Raw genomic sequence first — 16,882 nt, forward strand, 5'->3', positions numbered from 1 at the left:
TCCCAAAGCCTGGGGCAGGTTACTCACGTGTTACTCACCCGTTCGCCGCTCGAGTACCCCGAAGGGCCTTTCCGCTCGACTTGCATGTGTTAAGCACGCCGCCAGCGTTCGTCCTGAGCCAGGATCAAACTCTCCAACAAAAACTTGAAGAAAAATCCCAGCAACAAAATATATTTGCTGCCAAATTCAAGCCCAAGCCAACCCACCAAACAGCAGGCCAACCCAGACCAAAACGGCACTGGCTTTCCAAACACCCTGTTGAGTTCTCAAAGAACAACCACACACCAGCAGAACCCCAAACCAGGGCCCCTCCGGAGGCAACCGCTCCTACCTGCCACTCTCGCGTCAGGCACTTTTACTACTTTACCCGGTGGTTTCTGCCGTGTCAAACCGCTTTGCTGCGATCTGTCGACTTCGTCCACTTTTGGGCACCACAATGTCACCGACTGTCGTCGCCTTCGTCATGGTTTCGGCAGACCGACCGCTTGCGGTTTCCCGCTAGCGCGCCCGGCTCCTGCCGGCGGTTAACCTTACCCGGTCGGTTTCGCCTCGCCAAATCCGCCTACCGGCGAACCTGGGGCACCGCCCAAGAGAACCATCCACGCTTGGAGGCGTGGTCAGTCCGAGAGGTCACTTCCAGCACTCCGGCCGCTCGGGGCGTCCGCCCCGTTTTTGTCCGTTCCGCGCTGGCAGAGAGAAAGTTACGCGTCCGAGGGAGTTGCCGTCAAATCCGCCGGACGCGTCCCCGATCACATCATCAAGATCTAGCTATTTTCGCAGCTCAACACCGGCGAAGGAACGCTTCCCCCGACGTAGGACCAGGTAGCGGCCGTGCAACAGGTCCGCCGGGGTGACGACCGCGTCCGGCGAGGACACCCGGTTGTTGTTCAGGTAGGCACCCCCATCGGCGATCACCCGACGGGCCTCCTTGTTGCTCGGCACCAGGCCTGACTCCTTGAGCAAACCGACCACGTCTGGCAGCTCGTCGAGGTGGACCAGGCCCGCCTCGGTCAGGGCGGCACGCAGGGTTGCTGGCGAGAGTTCCACCAGCGACCCCCGCCCGAACAACGCCTGGCTCGCGGCGACCACCTGGGCCATCTCCCGCTCGCCGTGCACCAAGGTGGTCAGCTCCTCGGCGAGCGCCCGCTGGGCGACGCGTGCGGCAGGCCGCTCCGCTGTCTCCTTCTCCAACGCCTCCAGCTCGGCCCGGGGACGGAAGCTGAAGTAGCGCAGGTAGCGGGCGACGTCGCGATCCTCCGCGTTGACCCAGAACTGGTAGAACGCGTACGGACTGGTCAGCTCCGAGTCGAGCCAGACCGCGCCACCCTCGGTCTTGCCGAACTTCGTACCGTCCGACTTGGTGACCAACGGCGTGGTGAACGCCTCCACCGGCCCCGCGCCCCGACGACGGATGTAGTCGACGCCAGCAGTGATGTTGCCCCACTGGTCGGAGCCACCGAACTGAAGCTGACACCCGTGGCGGCGGTGTAGTTCGAAGAAGTCGTTGGCCTGGAGCAGCTGGTAGCTGAACTCGGTGAAGCTGATCCCGCTCTCCAGTCGGGCCCGCACCACCTCGCGTGCCAGCATCCGGTTGACCGGGAAGTGCTTGCCGACATCCCGCAGGAACTCCACCACCGACATCTCACCGGTCCAGTCCAGGTTATTGACCAGCTGCGCCGCGTTCGCCCCCTGGTACGACACGAAGGGGGCCAGCTGCTCCCGGATCCGGGCCACCCAGCCGGCCACCACCTCAGGTGAGTTGAGAACCCGCTCGGCGCTCTCCTTCGGGTCGCCGATCTGCCCGGTCGCCCCGCCTACCAGCAGCAGCGGCCGGTGACCGGCGAGCTGGAGTCGCCGGGCGGTGACGACCTGCATGAGGCTACCGACGTGCAGGCTCGACGCGGTCGGGTCGAAGCCCACATAGAAGGCCGCCCCCGGGCCGTCGAGCAACGCGCGCAGCTCGTCGAGGCCGGTGGAGTCCTGGATCAGGCCACGCCACCGAAGATCGTCGAAGAGTGTTTCCCGCTCTGCCGGCGGGGGGCTGGTGTCGGTCACAATCCCCGATTCTCCCGCATGACCAGCCGGGACCACTACCGGGATTGCCAGCCCGCTATGCTGGCCGCCCCGCAACGACGAAGGGCTATGCCGTGGACGAGCCAGATCTGACCGGCGGCTTCGTGGCGCTGCTGGGGCTGAGCTACGAAGAGGTCAGCGCCGACCGGGTGGTCCTCCGCTGGCAGGTCCGCCCCGAGCTACACCAGCCGTACGGCATCCAGCACGGCGGCGTCTACTGCTCGGTGGTCGAGACGGCGGCGAGCATCGGCGGGGCCACCTGGCTGGGCGACCGGGGGCAGGTCGTCGGCGTGTCGAACCAGACCGACTTTCTGCGGGCGGTCCGGTCGGGTGAGTTGACCGCCGTTGGCACCCCGGTCCACCGCGGCCGAAGTCAACAGCTGTGGCAGGTGGAGATCACCGACGACGGTGACCGGCTGGTGGCACGCGGCCAGGTCCGGCTGCAGAACCTGGCGGCGACCGGATAGCCGCAGCCGGTGGCCCCCGCTAGCAGCCGGCGGCCCCCGCTACCCGGCGGGCGACCCGCTACGCAGCCGGCGGACCCCGCTACGCGGCAGCGGGGAGGTCCAGCACGTACGCGTCGCCCTGCCGGCGGAAGCCGAGCCGGTGGTAGTAGGGGGCGACCATGCCCGGCGGGCTGACGACCTGCCGGAACCCCTTGTCGGTGAAGAGTCGGCTACGCCGGTACACAAACTCACCCGGGGTGAAGTCCCGAAACCGCTTGGTGACGTAGTCGAGGTCGATCTGGGCCACCCCGCCCGGCTCCGCGTGTGCCAGCACCACCCCGACCACCTCGTCGGCTTTGACGACCAGGAACGCCGACCGCTTCCCGCTTCGGTGCCAGGTGAAACCGGGGTTGAACCGGGCGATGTCGGCCGCGTGCACCCGTAGCGTGTGGGCCAGGAACTTGTCGTCCACGCCCACCTCGACCACCTGGTAGGTCGCCGCGTCGTGGCGGGTGGCCAGCATGCCGCGCAGGTACCACACGTTGATGGCGGCCAGCACGATGTTCAACCCGACCATCGGCCATACCGCGACCGCCGCGTTGTAGCCGATCAGCACGACACAGCCGACGAGGTTCAGGGCGCGCAGCCGGAGAATAGCGGTCTGCAGCAGCGACCAGACCAACACCGCGGAGCCGGTCCAGCCGATCAGTTCCAGCCAGTTCACCTCGGCGAGGGTAACCCTCTCAGCTCAGCGCGGGTGCTGGGGCCGGGCCGGCGAGCTCCAAGATCCATTCCTGGACCTGGACGCCCCGCCCGGGGGCGTACCCCTGGTCCTCGCCGGTGACGACGAAGCCGCACTTGCGGAGCACGGCGAGGGAGGCGCGGTTGTCCTTGGCCACGCGAGCGTGTACCGGCCGGCGGGTCAGCTCACCCAGCAGGACGGTGAGCGCACCGGTCGCGTAACCCCGGCCCCAGCGACCTGGATCGATCCAGTAGCTGACCTCGGTGCGTCCGTCGGCGGGGAAGGCGTTCACGTGGCCTACCACCTCAGCACCGACAACCACCGTCCGCGACACCACCGTCGGGTCGGCGCGGATCCGCGCCCAGTGCGCGTCGAACGCGGTGCGGTCAGCGGGGTCGGCCGGGCCGAACGCCGCCATCCAGTTAGCCTCGATGTCCTGCTGGTGAAGGAAGAAGAACGGAAGATCACTATCGCGTACGGGGCGCAGGCGCAGATCGGTGGGCATCGCGCGATGGTAGCTCCGGCCGAGGCCGCCCGAGCGGAGGACCATTGGCCCTGGGCTTGGGCCGACCGCCCCTGATTGGGCGACGGCCGACCCGGCAGGCTGAGGGTGAAACGAGCCGAAGGAGGGCAGACATCATGACGAGAAACGCCGGAGCCCCGGTCGTGGTGGGTGTGGACGGTTCGGCCGCCGCGTTGGACGCGGTCCGGGTAGCCGTGCGCGAGGCGGAGTACCGGCAGCGCCCGCTCCGGGTGGTGCACGCCTTCATCTGGCCGTTGACCGGGGCCCCGTTGACCCCGGTTCCCGGCGCCCCGGTCACCGCCGGGCTGCGCAACCAGGCCGAGGAATACGTGCGGGAAGCGGTGGAACAAGCCCGCAAGATCTCCCCCGACCTGCGCATCACCGGTGTCGTGGTGGACGGCGCGCCGACCCCGGTGCTGGTCGAGGAGGCGCAGGAAGCGGTGCTGACGGTGCTCGGCCACCGGGGTCTGGGCGGCTTCGCCGGGCTGCTACTCGGCTCGGTCACCGTGCAGGTCTCCGCCCGCGCGAAGAGCCCGGTGCTGGTCGTCCGAGGTGAACCGCGCGCGGACGGTCCGGTCGTGGTGGGTGTGGACGGTTCGCCGCTGTCCACCGCGGCAGTCGCCTTCGCCTTCGAGGAAGCGGCCCGCCGAGACGCACCGCTGTTCGCCCTGCACGCCTGGCTCTTCCCCACCCCGGTCGGACCGGGGGACATCCTGCCCCTGGTCTACGACCTGGACGCCGTCGAAGGCGAGGAGGAGCGGACTCTCGCCGAGTCGCTCGCCGGCTTCACCGAGCGGTATCCGCAGGTGCAGGTACGGCACCGGGTCGTACGTGGCGCTCCGGCCCGGGTGCTGGTGGAGGCGTCGAAGAGCGCGCAGCTGGTGGTCGTCGGCGCACACGGGCGCGGCGCCCTCGGTGGGCTGCTGCTCGGCTCGGTCAGCCACGCCGTCCTGCATCACGGGCACAGCCCACTGGCCATCGTCCGGCACCCCGCCGGATAGCCGCACCGGCGCCGTGAGCGGCGCCTCGCCGGTGTGGATTGCGCCCTGGTAGCTGCCGCGGTTCCCGCCGACGTCGTTGTCGGTAACCGGGTCAGTCACGCCGGCCCGGGGGACAATATGCCGATCGAGTCTGAAAGGGGTGCTGATGAACCGAGCCGTGGTGGTAGGGGTGGATGGTTCACCATCGAGCCTGGTGGCGGCGGAGCACGCCGCCCGCACCGCGGTGCGGCGGTCGCGACCGCTACACCTGGTGCACGGCTACCTGCACCCGTCCGGGTACGGGGTTCCCCTCAACCCGTACGAGTTCGGTGTTCCGGCCCCGAACGACGAAGCGCAGTCGATGCTGGACCGGGCCGCGACCGAACTGGCCGACCGCTGGCCCAGGCTGACGATCCACGCACGGCAGGTCGCTGGCGGGCCGGGCGCCACGCTGATTGAGGAATCCCGCCGGGCGGAGTTGGTCGTGGTGGGCAGCCGGGGGCACGGCGGCTTCGCCGGGCTGCTGCTCGGCGCGGTGGGTTCGCAGGTCGCGGCGCACGCGCACAGCCCGGTACTGGTGGTCCGGCCCACCGATAGGCCAATCGAGGCGGGCGGACCGGTGCTGGTCGCGGTGGACGGGTCGGAGTCGGCGGAGGTGGCGGTCGGGCAGTCCGCCGACGAGGCCACCCGGCAGCAGACCGAGCTGGTGCTGGTGCACGTGCACACCCCGGGTGCGACCGACGCCACGGAGGTGCTGGACACTGCCGTGGCGTCGGTGCGCGGCAGCCATCCGGGGCTGGCCGTGACCGCCCGCCAGCTACGGGCGGAGAAGCCGGACCAGGCACTGATCGACGCCAGCCGGGACGCTGCCCTGATCGTCGTGGGGACCCGCGGGCGGGGCGGATTCACCGGGATGGTGCTCGGCTCGGTCAGCCAGTCCCTGGTGCAGCACGCCCACTGCCCGGTGCTCGTGGCCCACGCGTACGGTCGAGGGCGCTGACCGGTCAAGGCTCCGGCCAGCGATCCCGCTCCGGCGCGAAGGCCCATCGAACTCAGTGGTCCCGCCGCTGCGCGACAACCACCGTGAGGATCGTGGCGAGAACCGCCCAGGCGGCGTAGACCGTCCAGGCGCCGGATGTCGTCCAGGGATACGGCGGACTTCCGAACTCGATGTCGGCGATCCGCATCCACGCACGGTAGGGCGTCAGGTGACCGAGCACGGCCGTGGCGTACAGCTGCTCGTCGAGGGCGAGCGGCAGGAGCATGAAGGAAAGTACGAAGGTGGTCAGCGTCCCGATGCTGTGCCGCACGAGAACCCCGGTGGCCATGGCCACCAACGCCGTCAGCGGCGCCATCAGCACCGAGGCGAGCAGCCGTTCCGGCACCCCCGGGTCGAAGATCGACAGACCCACGTCCTTGCCGTCGAGGATCGCCTGGGTGACGAAGAAGGAGCCACCGACGACCACCAGGCCGTAGCTCGATGACACCGCGGTAACGACCGCCAGCTTCGCCGCCAGCACCCCGCGCCGCGCCGGCACCGCCACGAAGGTGGAACGGATCGACCCGGTGCTGTACTCGCTGACCACGACGTTCGCGCCGATGGCGCCGATCGACAGCACAAGAGCTACGCAGGAGGCGGCGGTGAAGGCGTCGTACATCGCGTACCTGCTGAAGTCCGCGCGAGCCGCAGCGGAAAAATCCTCCAGGTTGGCGTAGTCACCATAGGCCGAGTAACAGTTGAAGCCGAAGATCGCCAAGGCACTCAACACCAGCGTCCACGTGGTGGTGCGCAACGACCAGAGCTTGATCCATTCAGCAGCGAAAAGGTCATGGAAGCGTGCCCGAACCTCCGGTCGTACGGTTTCGGACACCGACTCCTTCACTTTTTCCGTCACCGCGTCGCCCCCGCCCGATATTCGAGACTGTCACCCGTCACTCTCATGAACGCCTCCTCCAGGGAGGCGAAACGCGGAGTCAGTTCGTGCACTGGTATTGATTTCGCGAAGGCCAGGTCGCCGATGTCACTGGCGCTCATTCCCGACACCGACAGCGACCCGTCGGCGGGTTGGGTCACGCTCGCGCCAGCCTCGGTCAGCGCCCCGGTCAGCGCGCGGGGGTCGGGAGTCCGTACGGACACCGACGGCGACGTGCCACGGGCGGCGAACTGGGCCAGCGTCTCGGCCGCGATCAGCCGGCCTCGCCCCACGACGACCAGGTCGGTCGCGGTGTGTTCCATCTCCGACATGAGGTGGCTGGAGACGAGCACGGTGCGCCCCTCGGCCGCCAACCGGTGGAAGAGCCCGCGCACCCACTTCACGCCTTCCGGGTCGAGACCGTTCAGCGGCTCGTCGAACAGCAGCACGGGTGGGTCGCCGAGCAGCGCCGCGGCGATGCCCAGTCGCTGCTTCATACCCAACGAAAAGTTCTGCACGCGCCGCTTCGCGACGTCCGCCAGGCCTACCTCCGCCAGCACCTGAAGCACCCGGTTCCGGCCGATACGGTTGCTCCGGGCCAGCGCGGCGAGATGGTCGTACGCGGTGCGTCCTCCGTGAACGTCACGGGCATCCAGCAGGGCGCCAACGTACCGGAGGCCGCGGGGATGCGCGGCGAAGGGAAGCCCGTCGATGATGGCCGTGCCGCTCGTAGGTGCGCTCAGTCCCACGAGCATGCTCAGGGTGGTGGTCTTACCCGCGCCATTGGGCCCGAGGAAGCCGGTCACCCGTCCGGGCAGCACGGTGAAGGTCAGACTATCGACGGCAGTGGTATCGCCGTAGCGCTTGGTCAATTGCCTTACTTCGATCACGAGGACCATCGTCCCGATCACCGCAGCCCGGCGCGTCCCGCCAACGCGGTAACTTCGCGTCCCCCGTGTCATCCTCGGTTGTACAACCATGGTCGGATGCGTCCGGAAGATCCCCCGACTAGATTCAAGCCGTGTACGCGGCGCGGAGTCTCCTCCCCACCAGGTTCCGCTCCGACGGGCTCGGATCGTCTTGGCTCATCGGCCTCCTGGTCTTCACCAGTTGGCTGGTGACGGTCTACCCATGGTTCTGGTTCCTGGCCGAACCGCCCGATCAACGCTGGGCGCTGCTCTTCCTACTGGACGCGCTCTCCCCCATCACGAGCCAGGGGGCGCTGCTGGTGGCCGCAGCGGCCGCGCTGGCCGGAAGCATCCGGTTGCGACAGACGCCCCTGCTCGCCTGCACGCTTCTTCTCGCCAGCGTTGCGATACCCACCCTGGTGTGGCGACAGCCGGAGATCTGGTCGCCGCAGATCCTTCCGATCGATATCGCCCTGGTGGTTCTCACGCTGTACCACCCACGTCGCGTCGCACTGACCGCAGCCGGCCTGGCCCTGTTCCTCCTCTCCGCCTACCTGACAACTCGACTGACGCTCGACGGCGAGGACGGCACCGCCTCGGAACCGGGCATGGCGCTCTCCGTCTGCATGGCCGTACTCATCGGAACGGTGATCCGCCAACGACGAACGCAGGCCACCGCCGCACGCAAGCAGGCCACCACCGAGGCGATCAGTGCCGAACGGCTCCGCATCGCCCGCGATCTGCACGACATGGTGGCGCACAGCCTGGGGGTCATCGCCCTGCAGGCAGGCGCGGCCGGCCGCGTCATGCGAACGCAGCCGGAAGCCGCCCGCGAAGCGATCGACAGCATCGAGAAGACCGGCCAGGAGACGCTCGCGGGTCTGCGCCGGGTCCTCTCCTCCCTGCGCGACACCGACCCTGACCCACCACAGGTCCCCTCGCTCTCCGCCCTCGACCGCCTCATCTCCACCACTCGGGCAGCGGGCATAGACATCGAACTGCGGCAACAGGGAGAGGTCCAGGCACTGCCCACGGAGGTCGAAGCCACCGCCTACCGCATCGTCCAGGAGTCCGTCGCCAACGTGATTCGCCATGCCGACACCGGTGCCTGCCGAATCCTGATCAGTTTCCGCGAGGCGGAGTTGTTCGTCGAGGTCGTTGACGACGGATCCGATCGCGGCCCACGGCCCGGGGGCGGATTAGGGTTGGTCGGCATGCGGGAGCGAGTCGAGATGTTGCACGGCACGTTAACCACCGGTCCACGCCCAGAAGGCGGCTTCCGGGTGGCAGCCCACCTCCCTCTCGCTCTGGTCGACACATGACCATCGAGGTTCTGGTCGTTGACGACCAGCCGCTCGTCCGGTCGGCGTTGCGCATGTTCATCACCGAAGCCGGTGACATCGCGCTCGCTGGCGAGGCCGGTACCGGGGAGGAAGCGGTCCGGCTCACCCGCGAACTGAGACCAGACGTCGTCCTGATGGATCTACGGATGCCCGGGATGGGAGGCGTCGAAGCCACGGTTCAGATCGCCAGGCTGGCCCCCGAGACACACGTACTGGTTCTGACCACCTTCGACGAGGACGATTACGTGTTCGAGGCGTTGCGGGCCGGCGCCGCCGGATTTCTGGTCAAGGACATGCCCCTGGAGGACATCCTCGATGCCGTCCGCGCCGTCGCGCATGGCGACGGCCGACTCGCCCCCAGCGTCACCCGCCGTCTGATCACACACTTCGTCGACACCCGCGCCGCACCCGCTGTCGCACGCCGGGGACTCCCCCGGCTCACCGACCGGGAACGGGAGGTCCTCACGCTGGTGGGACGAGGGCTGTCCAACTCCGAGATCGCCGACGAACTTGTGCTGAGCCAGGCCACCGTCAAGACCTACGTCACCCGCCTGCTGAGCAAGCTAGACGCCAGAGACCGGGTCCAACTGGTCATCGCCGCCTACGAAGCCGGCCTCGTCACAGTGGCGTGACCAGATTCTTCAACAAGCCCGTCGGGCACGATGGGGAGTAGCCCAGGGGTGCGGCTCATCAGACCCACGCGAGGAAGCGGCGATAGAGGTCTGATGCTCTGCTGACCTGCGATAGTTGGGCATCCGCCTCGGCCATCAGTGCGCTCAGATAGACGCGCAGCGCAACCAGGTTGTCGCGGTATTCGATCAGAAGGGCGGCCCGGGCCGGCGGGCAGGGCCACTCGGCCCGGCAGGTGTCGCAACCCCACAGGGGACGCATCGGTAGATGCGGCCGGCCGGCGGGCAGATCGCCCGGACCCGGACGTCGGGGCCTCGGGCTGGTCGTCATCGCAGCACCCGGATCGTGATGGCCGCCACGACGATCACCAGGATGAGCACCGCGAGCACCCGGTGCCGGGTAGTGGCTGGTGGCACGGGCGTGGTCGGTGCGGTCGACCGCACCCGGTCGCCGTCGGGCAACGGCGGCGTGCCGTACGGGTCGGGATGTGCGCGCCGGTCGACGGGCGGGTCGTCGTCGGCCATCACAGCCTCCTCAGTCCGGCGAGCACAGCATCAAGTACATCGATGCCAGGGTACGAGGTGTAGTACACCCGCGCACGACCGATGGCGGGCGGGTGCACGGGCAAATCAGGTATGCCCAAAGTCGGGGCAACGGTCTCTCCCTCGTCGGCACAGAGGTTTCGCTCTCGTAAGTCCGCCCGGCTACTCGCGGCGCGAGCACCTTTGGTCATGAGGCCCACAGTCAGTCCAAACACGCCAGTGAGCGCGGCCACGATGATCGTCATTACCTTGGTCCTCCAAGCGTCAGGATTACCTCAATGGGGTGGGTAGAGCATCACCCGACGGACCCCCGACCGCAACAGATCGATCCGTAATTTGCAGGCTGGTATTTACATTGACTCGGATGCAGGGCATCCTGTGCGTCAGGCGAGACAGTTTGCCCGCCCGAGCGAGACATGAAGGTGAGGTGACCTTGACGAACACCGGATCTAGCGTGCCCAAGCGACAGCTCGGCCGACTCCTGAAACAAGCTCGCGAAGAAGCGGGTATCCCGCTGGACACCGCTGCCAAGCGGCTGGAATGGAGCCGGGCGCGCATGTATCGCATCGAGGGTGCACAGACCTCGGTCCGGACCCACGACGTGGAGCTAATGTGCCGCATTTACGGCACATCGGACGAAATGCGGTCGGTCCTGGTCGCGCTGGCCGCGGAAAGCAAGTCGCGCGGCTGGTGGCACGCGTACGGCGACGCCATACCTGAATGGTTTGAACTGTACGTCGGACTTGAAGCTGCGGCCTGCCACCTTCGCCAGTACGAGCCCGCACTCATTCCCGGCCTTCTACAGACCCCCGAGTACATGGCGGCAGTATTTAGAACTAAGCCGGGTCGAACACCCGCCGAGGTGGCACGAAGAGTGGCGTTGCGGTTGGAGCGTCAGCGCCTACTGACCAGGCGCTCGCCGGCAGCACCACAACTTCAGGTAGTGATTGACGAATCAGTGATTCGGCGGCCTCACGAAGACGTGGAGGGATGGCGGACGCAGCTCGCCCACCTCGGCAGCATCGCAAGCACCGGGCCCGGAAACGTCTCCGTCCGCGTACTCCCTATGCGGGTCGGCCCACATCTGGCGTCCGTTGCGGGCGCGTTCGTCGTGCTGGACTTCCCCAGGCTGGGCACGCGCCCAGCCGAACCCTCCACCATCTACAGCGAGTCACTAACTGGCGGCCTCTACCTTGACCGACCGAACGAGGTTTCTGCGTACATTGATGCCTGGACTACCCTCTGGGCATCTACGCTTGACGAGCATGCGTCAGCAGACTTGCTAAACAGTACCATCAAGGAGATTTATAATGAGTAATCTTTCGCGGCCTATTTGGCGCAAGAGCAGCAAGAGCGGCAACGAAGGCAACTGTGTCGAAGTCGCTGACAATCTTCCGGGCATCGTGGGTGTCCGGGACAGCAAGGACCCGACCGGTCCGGCGCTGATGTTCGGGCCGGTGGCATGGCAGGCATTCGTCTCGCGGCTCCCCGAGCAGCACTGACCCACCGTCAACACGAAGGCCCGACTCACGGGGAGTCGGGCCTTTGCGCTAGTGTCCCGAGTCGTCAATTCGGCTGCGATGCTGTGGGCGGTCTGGGATACCCTGAGGTCGGTTGCGCTTCCGCGTAACCAAACCATCGACTTCCTGAAGGCGCGATCATGGCTGACCTGAGCAGCGCCCAGTGGCGCAAGAGCACCCGTAGCAGCTCCAATGGCGGGGCATGTGTCGAGGTCGCCGACAACCTTTCCGGCATCGTCGGCGTCCGGGACAGCAAGGACCCGACCGGGCCGGCGTTGGTGTTCGGGCCGGCAGCGTGGCGGGCGTTCGTCGCGCAGCTCCCCGAGCAGCACTGACCCACCACCAGCGCGAAGGCCCGACTCCAGGGAGTCGGGCCTTCGCGCTATCGGGCTAAAGCTACTGCGGTGACCGTGCTCGGCCGGATCTGCCGCCATGCGCCCGCTCCGCCTGCGACACCTCCGCCCAGCTGTCGGCATGCGGGCGTTAGCCAATGAGCGAATGCTGATCACCGGCAGCTCGGCGCCACGCCCACAATCCGGCTATGCCAGTGCCAGAGCCCGAATCAGACAGCGAACGGGCTCGCACCGTGACTCCCCCGTCAACGACAATGCTCTGCCGGGTCACGTGGGACGACAGCGGTGAGGTCAGGATCCGGTCGGCGGGGGTATTCGGCAGCGGCGGTCCTGGCGAGACTTACCAGGCCGGCCTTGGCGGCGCCGTAGCTGGCCTGCATGGTGCGGCCATACCCCCGGCGGCCAAACCGACACCTACTATCGGCGCGCCCTGTCCCTGATCAGGAAGGCGCGGATCACTGCGCGGACCACATAGCCCAGGTTCATTTCGTACGCGAGCTCCCAGTCGTCGTCGCTCATCTCGTGCAGCCGTACCGCAGGCACGAACGCGACCTGCCCGCCCCGACGGTCACGAGCGTGACACGAAACTGCCCGTCCGATTCCTTCGCTTCCGCCACCGACAACCAGTGCCTTCACGTCGCCGAGTGTTGAGCCAGGCTACGCATAGCCGAATCTCCCCAGATCGATACTCGCCCCACGCTACGTGTGAATCCGCCGCAACACTCACTCTCCCTGGCGGAAGCTGAGCCATATGCCTACGGGCCCCGGTGTCCAGTTCTTGCGAAGGTCCAGTCGAGGCCGTCCTCCCCAGCGGTATCGAGATACGCGGCGCGGCACAGTCCTGTTCGTCCGGCGACTGTGGCGGAATCGAGGCTATCGGGGCGGATGCCAGCGATGTCGGACGGGCTCGCAGATTGGTGGTTGCCCACACGGTCGCGGCTTCGGTAGCAATGCCGTTGCTCCAGGCAGCTGGGTCCAGACGTTATAGGGTTATAAGAGGTTGAGGACCTCCCGGTCCTACAGGCGCATGACCTTGAGCCCGTAAAGCCGAAGATACCGTGCTGGTCGGCCTCACACGGGTGGATGACCCAGTAGCCGAAGCCATGCTGATACCAGTGTTAGTCCCACCAGTGGTAGCGGTCTTCGGGGTCCGCGCGGGTGGTGATCATATCGGACGGATTGGGGCATATATTGCCGGGATGTGGTGAATACGGTGATGGCCGCCCGGTTGGGTCGTCGCACGGCCAATCGCATAGTCAGCAGTTCTTCGTGACCAAGCTGATCATCACCCCATGGCGTTCATCTTTGCCATAATGTTCTATCAATTCCATGGACTTCCACCGGCGAGCAACGACGAGCTGGCGAACGAGGAATTATCCACCTACATGGTCAAAACTTCACTCTGCTGGGCGTACGAAAAAGGCTGGCTTACGAGCGTGCCGAGGCTTTGGATATCCGCCGCCTGACTGGGCTCGCAAGACGGTACCAATCCCATTCTCTGAACAGGTAGGCCACCACACCGGCGGCAGCGATACTTCCGGCTACTGCCCAGGATCCCCGGTTTTCCGGGGGCAAAGAGGTGAATTCCCACCAGCGGTAGCCGACCCCTCCGTAGCCCCAATATATAACTACAGGTAGCACGGCGAGAGGTCCAACCCATGCGGTCCTCCAACCCAGGATTCGTCCACTGATTAGGGCAATTCCCATCCACCCGATGAGCCCTCGAAGGATCAAGATGGCGGTCGTGCCGTCGAATACGATCCAAGAGGTTACCGTAAACATCATTATGCAGATGACAGTATTGACGGACAGGACGGCGAGTTCGGCCCGACGCCAACTCCTACTGGTTGCCGTCTCCATCTCACCGAACGGGCTGTGACAGAACAGGACCGGCCCGAAAGCCACTCCGACCGCGAGGAAACGCCACCCCGGTACGTATAGCATTCCGCCGCTGGCCCCTCCGCTGGGTGCGGGGAGTAGGAGTGCGCCGACCACCGGCACACACGCGCACAACGCGACGGTCAGGGTAAGGGCCATCCACGAACGACGGGAACGGACAAAAAGGTGTATTGGAGAACGTGCGTCATCGGCAAGGTGCACCGTTGTAGTCCTTGATAACTGTCGTGGCCCACGAAACCTGCGCGGCGATGTCACCGCTGTTGGCTCGATCGATCGCACGCGACGCAACATCCTTCCTCTCCGCAGAAGCGTTGGTGCGGTAGTCAGGTCTCCCACCGCCGGCCAGATAAGCTTCAAGCCAATCCTGAAGCTCGATCGCCTTCTCATCCAACCGTTCACCCTTGGTGGCGGCCTCGCCGTCGCAGTAGGTCAGGCTGTCCTTCACGGTCTCCACCGCAAGCTGCCCAGAGACAGACCAGATACTACCCTCCGCAAGGACGAAGTACGGCAGGTGATCAGCTGAGACGTCGATAACGCCAGAGCCGGCATCAACGGAAGCTCGAAAACTGATACCGTATTCGTCGAGTTGATTCGGAACGGCGAATTCAGGTGGAAGACGCTCGGCGCGGTCGATGATTCCCGCCACCATCTCGCGATACTTCTCGTGCTCAGGCCACAGACAAATCGTAATTCTTCTATCGCCTTGACAGAGCGCCTCTCCCTCTGGTTGGCGGGCGCTGATCGGAGTGCCCAGCAAACCCGCAGTCAACACCAGGGTCATCGAAACCGCAGATGTCACGAGCAGGGGTCGCAAGCGATGAAAGACCGATCGCGAGTCGCCGAGGGTTGCCCGGTTAATGGAGGCCAGTGGGGGAACAACAACAGCCAGAGCGAACAGGGCCAGCGCGGCCAAAAACCGTACCACCATGGTCAGCCCGTCAACTTCCTCGTACACCGGCCCTTTCAGAACGGTGAGTTCGAGGGACGACCCGAAAAATGTCGCACCGATAAACCAGGTAAGGCCTGCCACCGCCGCCGCGAATCGGCCCGATAGCAACTTCCCGACCAGATGCCCGAAGGCCACAGAAAGGACGGTGACCACCAGTGCCATGAGTACGTATCCGGGCCACAGCCCAAAGCCCGGCGGGTTCGCCCGTATCGTGAAGGTAAAGGCGACGGCCTGCACCGCGAGGGAAGCCACGGCGAAGTAGAACAGGGTTGCCACCGCCCCGGGGAGTTCGCGGCGCCACCGCGGAAGCGCGGATGCGATCGTCTGCTCCACGGTGCCATTCCGTGCCGTAGCACCGACCGACCAGGCGGCTGCGGCAGCACTGAGCCCACTGACCAAGATTGCCGGGATCTGAGCCGCCGCCGATGTCTCGGGCCATACCCCCATCCAGTACCTGCCACGCACGAACAACATGGCCAAGCCGATCGCGAGAGCGAACGGGACAAACCATCGCGCCGGGCTGCGCTTCAGAATCAGGAACGACATGGTCTATCGCTCCCGGTGGTCGGCGAGAATTGTCGTGTAGGCACGTTCCAAGGGAGTGTTGCCCGGACTGGAGGGATCACCCTGACCGCTAAGTTCGTCCCTCGTGCCCTGGAACCGGATCGCTCCGCCGTCGAGAACGATGATGTGGTCCGCGATGGCGTCGACGTCGTCCGTCAGATGCGTGCTCAGCAGGATCACCGCGTTGTCCTGCTGAGCGATGACACTCCGGAAATTGATCCGCTGCAACGGATCGAGTCCCACCGTCGGCTCATCGAGGACGACAAGCGATGGGTTTCCGACGATGGTCCATGCGATACCCGTCCGCTGGATCATTCCCCCGGATAGCTTGCGCATTTTTACGTTTTTCTTGTCAACGAGCCCTGTTTTCTCGATAGCCTCGTCAACCGCCGCCGCCCTCCCCTTTCGGGGCAGCCCACGAGCCCAGGCCGCATAATAGACGAACTCAGATACAGTCATGCCTGGCTCAAACCCAAATTTCTGGGGAAGATAGCCGATGTGACGCCGCATATCGTTGAGCGTTTCGAACGTCAACTCGACACCGTTGAGACTAATTGAACCACGACGCGGAGGAATTACGGTTGCCAATGTCCTCAGGAGTGTCGTTTTCCCCGCACCATTGGGCCCCAACAACGCGTGCAGTCCACACCCCATATCCAGCGTGATGCCATCGATGACGGAATTGCCACCATACCCCTGACTCAAATTTCTTATCTCTAGCATCGACCGGCCGTTTCTCGCAAGCTTCGTGGCATCATAAGTCTCCCCCGATGGATCGAGATATCATCGACCAAAACATCTCTGACACCATGGTCATGGAGCTATGCCGAGTATAGCGGACTCGACTGAGGCGAGTGAGGCAGGCCACGCCCAGCAGATTCTTCACGATAAGCGGGCGCTGTCGTGGCACCGAACTAAAGTCGGCTACCACGACAGCGCCATCGGGTTGACCTGCGCTATTCGTGGAGGGACATAGCGGTACCAATCAATCATGCGTGATGAGCAAAACGCGCCATTCCGCTTAAGGAATTTACAACAGGTGGACATAGGACGGCGAGGTTCCCCCATGCCGGCCTACTGCGAGAATCGCTTAGTTGACCTGCCTTTGCTATCGTTCCACGAACAGCTCAAAAGCCGCCGAATATCAAGGTCAGCGCCGGATGTACCCTGTGTTGATTCCGTAGAGGCAGTCCTCTCCGGAAATAGTGTCGGTGCTGTCCTTCGAACGGTTGAGAGTCAATGACCGGTCGCTAACCTGAGGCTTGCTACAGTCGACGATCGACGTGTAATTGCCAGCCACGCTCGCGCCAGGGGAGTCACACTTCTGGGCCCAAGCGGTAGTCCACCACTGCGTGTAGCAGTTGTTCACTTTCCCCGACTGGCCGGCGGCGAAAGCAGCCGGTGCAGTAATCGCGAACGCGGTAACAGTCAGGGCCGAAATGACGCCGACCTTCAGCGTCTTTGCTGCAACTAATTTGCGATTCATAATTCCAAACC

General features: G+C 65.4%; 21 protein-coding genes, 1 rRNA gene and 1 pseudogene. 10 read left to right on the forward strand and 13 right to left on the reverse strand.

The window, feature by feature from the left end:
* Together T398_RS00005 and tyrS are read right to left on the reverse strand one after the other, a co-directional pair.
* A 16S ribosomal RNA gene (locus T398_RS00005) occupies positions 1-140 on the reverse strand; the annotation flags it as partial.
* A 628-nt stretch (positions 141-768) separates the two neighbouring features.
* Positions 769-2,055, reverse strand: a complete 1,287-nt coding sequence (gene tyrS, locus T398_RS00010) for a tyrosine--tRNA ligase (protein WP_496443226.1) — start codon at positions 2,053-2,055, stop codon at positions 769-771.
* 92 nt (positions 2,056-2,147) lie between these two features.
* On the opposite strand from tyrS, the gene T398_RS00015 reads away from it, so the two are divergent.
* Entirely contained in the window at positions 2,148-2,540 is a 393-nt protein-coding gene (locus T398_RS00015; RefSeq protein WP_496443228.1) for a PaaI family thioesterase, read from the forward strand.
* Positions 2,541-2,619: 79 nt separating this feature from the next.
* Here the strand turns inward: T398_RS00015 and T398_RS00020 are convergent, their stop codons facing one another.
* Positions 2,620-3,243: a hypothetical protein gene (locus T398_RS00020; protein ID WP_496443230.1), complete on the reverse strand. Its 624-nt coding sequence runs from the start codon at positions 3,241-3,243 to the stop codon at positions 2,620-2,622.
* 19 nt (positions 3,244-3,262) lie between these two features.
* Positions 3,263-3,766: a GNAT family N-acetyltransferase gene (locus T398_RS00025; protein ID WP_496443232.1), complete on the reverse strand. Its 504-nt coding sequence runs from the start codon at positions 3,764-3,766 to the stop codon at positions 3,263-3,265.
* A 134-nt stretch (positions 3,767-3,900) separates the two neighbouring features.
* Here T398_RS00025 and T398_RS00030 point away from each other — a divergent pair, with 134 nt between their 5' ends.
* Together T398_RS00030 and T398_RS00035 are read left to right on the forward strand one after the other, a co-directional pair.
* Positions 3,901-4,785 (forward strand): universal stress protein, encoded by an 885-nt coding sequence (locus T398_RS00030; protein WP_496443234.1) that lies wholly within the window; start codon positions 3,901-3,903, stop codon positions 4,783-4,785.
* Between the two features lie 139 nt (positions 4,786-4,924).
* Positions 4,925-5,764, forward strand: coding sequence for a universal stress protein (locus T398_RS00035; protein WP_496443236.1), 840 nt, complete (start codon positions 4,925-4,927; stop codon positions 5,762-5,764).
* Between the two features lie 52 nt (positions 5,765-5,816).
* On the opposite strand, the gene T398_RS00040 is transcribed toward T398_RS00035, so the two are convergent.
* Both T398_RS00040 and T398_RS00045 read right to left on the reverse strand, forming a co-directional pair.
* On the reverse strand, positions 5,817-6,659 hold the full coding sequence (locus tag T398_RS00040; protein WP_496443238.1) for an ABC-2 transporter permease family protein: 843 nt from the start codon (positions 6,657-6,659) through the stop codon (positions 5,817-5,819).
* Positions 6,656-7,576, reverse strand: a complete 921-nt coding sequence (locus tag T398_RS00045) for an ABC transporter ATP-binding protein (RefSeq protein ID WP_496443240.1) — start codon at positions 7,574-7,576, stop codon at positions 6,656-6,658. The genes T398_RS00040 and T398_RS00045 overlap by 4 nt, the downstream gene beginning before the upstream one ends.
* A gap of 122 nt (positions 7,577-7,698) precedes the next feature.
* Between T398_RS00045 and T398_RS00050 the strand changes: the two genes are divergently transcribed.
* Together T398_RS00050 and T398_RS00055 are read left to right on the forward strand one after the other, a co-directional pair.
* The gene (locus tag T398_RS00050) at positions 7,699-8,907 is read left to right on the forward strand and encodes a sensor histidine kinase (protein ID WP_496443242.1); all 1,209 of its coding nucleotides are present in this window, start codon (positions 7,699-7,701) and stop codon (positions 8,905-8,907) included.
* Complete coding sequence (locus T398_RS00055; protein WP_028569871.1) at positions 8,904-9,560, forward strand: response regulator; 657 nt, start codon at positions 8,904-8,906, stop codon at positions 9,558-9,560. The genes T398_RS00050 and T398_RS00055 overlap by 4 nt, the downstream gene beginning before the upstream one ends.
* Positions 9,561-9,618: 58 nt before the next feature.
* On the opposite strand, the gene T398_RS00060 is transcribed toward T398_RS00055, so the two are convergent.
* The 3 genes from T398_RS00060 to T398_RS00070 are packed head-to-tail and all read right to left on the reverse strand — an operon-like array spanning position 9,619 to position 10,345.
* Positions 9,619-9,888 (reverse strand): flavin reductase, encoded by a 270-nt coding sequence (locus T398_RS00060; RefSeq protein WP_496443244.1) that lies wholly within the window; start codon positions 9,886-9,888, stop codon positions 9,619-9,621.
* Positions 9,885-10,082 (reverse strand): hypothetical protein, encoded by a 198-nt coding sequence (locus T398_RS00065; protein ID WP_496443246.1) that lies wholly within the window; start codon positions 10,080-10,082, stop codon positions 9,885-9,887. The genes T398_RS00060 and T398_RS00065 overlap by 4 nt, the downstream gene beginning before the upstream one ends.
* Entirely contained in the window at positions 10,082-10,345 is a 264-nt protein-coding gene (locus T398_RS00070) for a hypothetical protein (protein ID WP_496443248.1), read from the reverse strand. Before T398_RS00070 ends, T398_RS00065 begins: the two co-directional genes overlap by 1 nt.
* A gap of 182 nt (positions 10,346-10,527) precedes the next feature.
* On the opposite strand from T398_RS00070, the gene T398_RS00075 reads away from it, so the two are divergent.
* From T398_RS00075 to T398_RS00090, 4 genes and pseudogenes are all read left to right on the forward strand, one after another.
* On the forward strand, positions 10,528-11,418 hold the full coding sequence (locus T398_RS00075) for a helix-turn-helix domain-containing protein (RefSeq protein WP_496444018.1): 891 nt from the start codon (positions 10,528-10,530) through the stop codon (positions 11,416-11,418).
* Positions 11,411-11,602, forward strand: a complete 192-nt coding sequence (locus tag T398_RS00080; protein ID WP_496443250.1) for a DUF397 domain-containing protein — start codon at positions 11,411-11,413, stop codon at positions 11,600-11,602. The genes T398_RS00075 and T398_RS00080 overlap by 8 nt, the downstream gene beginning before the upstream one ends.
* 72 nt (positions 11,603-11,674) lie before the next feature.
* Positions 11,675-11,773: pseudogene (locus tag T398_RS00085) on the forward strand (XRE family transcriptional regulator); the annotation flags it as partial.
* The gene (locus tag T398_RS00090; protein WP_018220133.1) at positions 11,761-11,955 is read left to right on the forward strand and encodes a DUF397 domain-containing protein; all 195 of its coding nucleotides are present in this window, start codon (positions 11,761-11,763) and stop codon (positions 11,953-11,955) included. The pseudogene T398_RS00085 and the gene T398_RS00090, both read left to right, overlap by 13 nt.
* Positions 11,956-12,390: 435 nt before the next feature.
* Here T398_RS00090 and T398_RS00095 read toward each other — a convergent pair whose 3' ends face one another.
* On the reverse strand, positions 12,391-12,516 hold the full coding sequence (locus tag T398_RS00095; protein ID WP_496443252.1) for a hypothetical protein: 126 nt from the start codon (positions 12,514-12,516) through the stop codon (positions 12,391-12,393).
* A gap of 749 nt (positions 12,517-13,265) precedes the next feature.
* On the opposite strand from T398_RS00095, the gene T398_RS00100 reads away from it, so the two are divergent.
* The gene (locus tag T398_RS00100) at positions 13,266-13,439 is read left to right on the forward strand and encodes a hypothetical protein (RefSeq protein WP_496443254.1); all 174 of its coding nucleotides are present in this window, start codon (positions 13,266-13,268) and stop codon (positions 13,437-13,439) included.
* 617 nt (positions 13,440-14,056) lie between these two features.
* Here T398_RS00100 and T398_RS00105 read toward each other — a convergent pair.
* The 3 genes from T398_RS00105 to T398_RS00115 form a co-directional block, all read right to left on the reverse strand.
* Positions 14,057-15,367: a hypothetical protein gene (locus T398_RS00105; RefSeq protein ID WP_496443256.1), complete on the reverse strand. Its 1,311-nt coding sequence runs from the start codon at positions 15,365-15,367 to the stop codon at positions 14,057-14,059.
* Positions 15,368-15,370: 3 nt separating this feature from the next.
* A complete protein-coding gene (locus T398_RS00110) occupies positions 15,371-16,108 on the reverse strand; it encodes an ATP-binding cassette domain-containing protein (RefSeq protein ID WP_496443258.1) in 738 nt (245 codons plus the stop codon).
* Positions 16,109-16,535: 427 nt separating this feature from the next.
* Entirely contained in the window at positions 16,536-16,871 is a 336-nt protein-coding gene (locus T398_RS00115; RefSeq protein ID WP_496443260.1) for a hypothetical protein, read from the reverse strand.
* Positions 16,872-16,882: the final 11 nt, after the last annotated feature.

The sequence above is a fragment of the Salinispora goodfellowii genome (genome assembly GCF_059570675.1).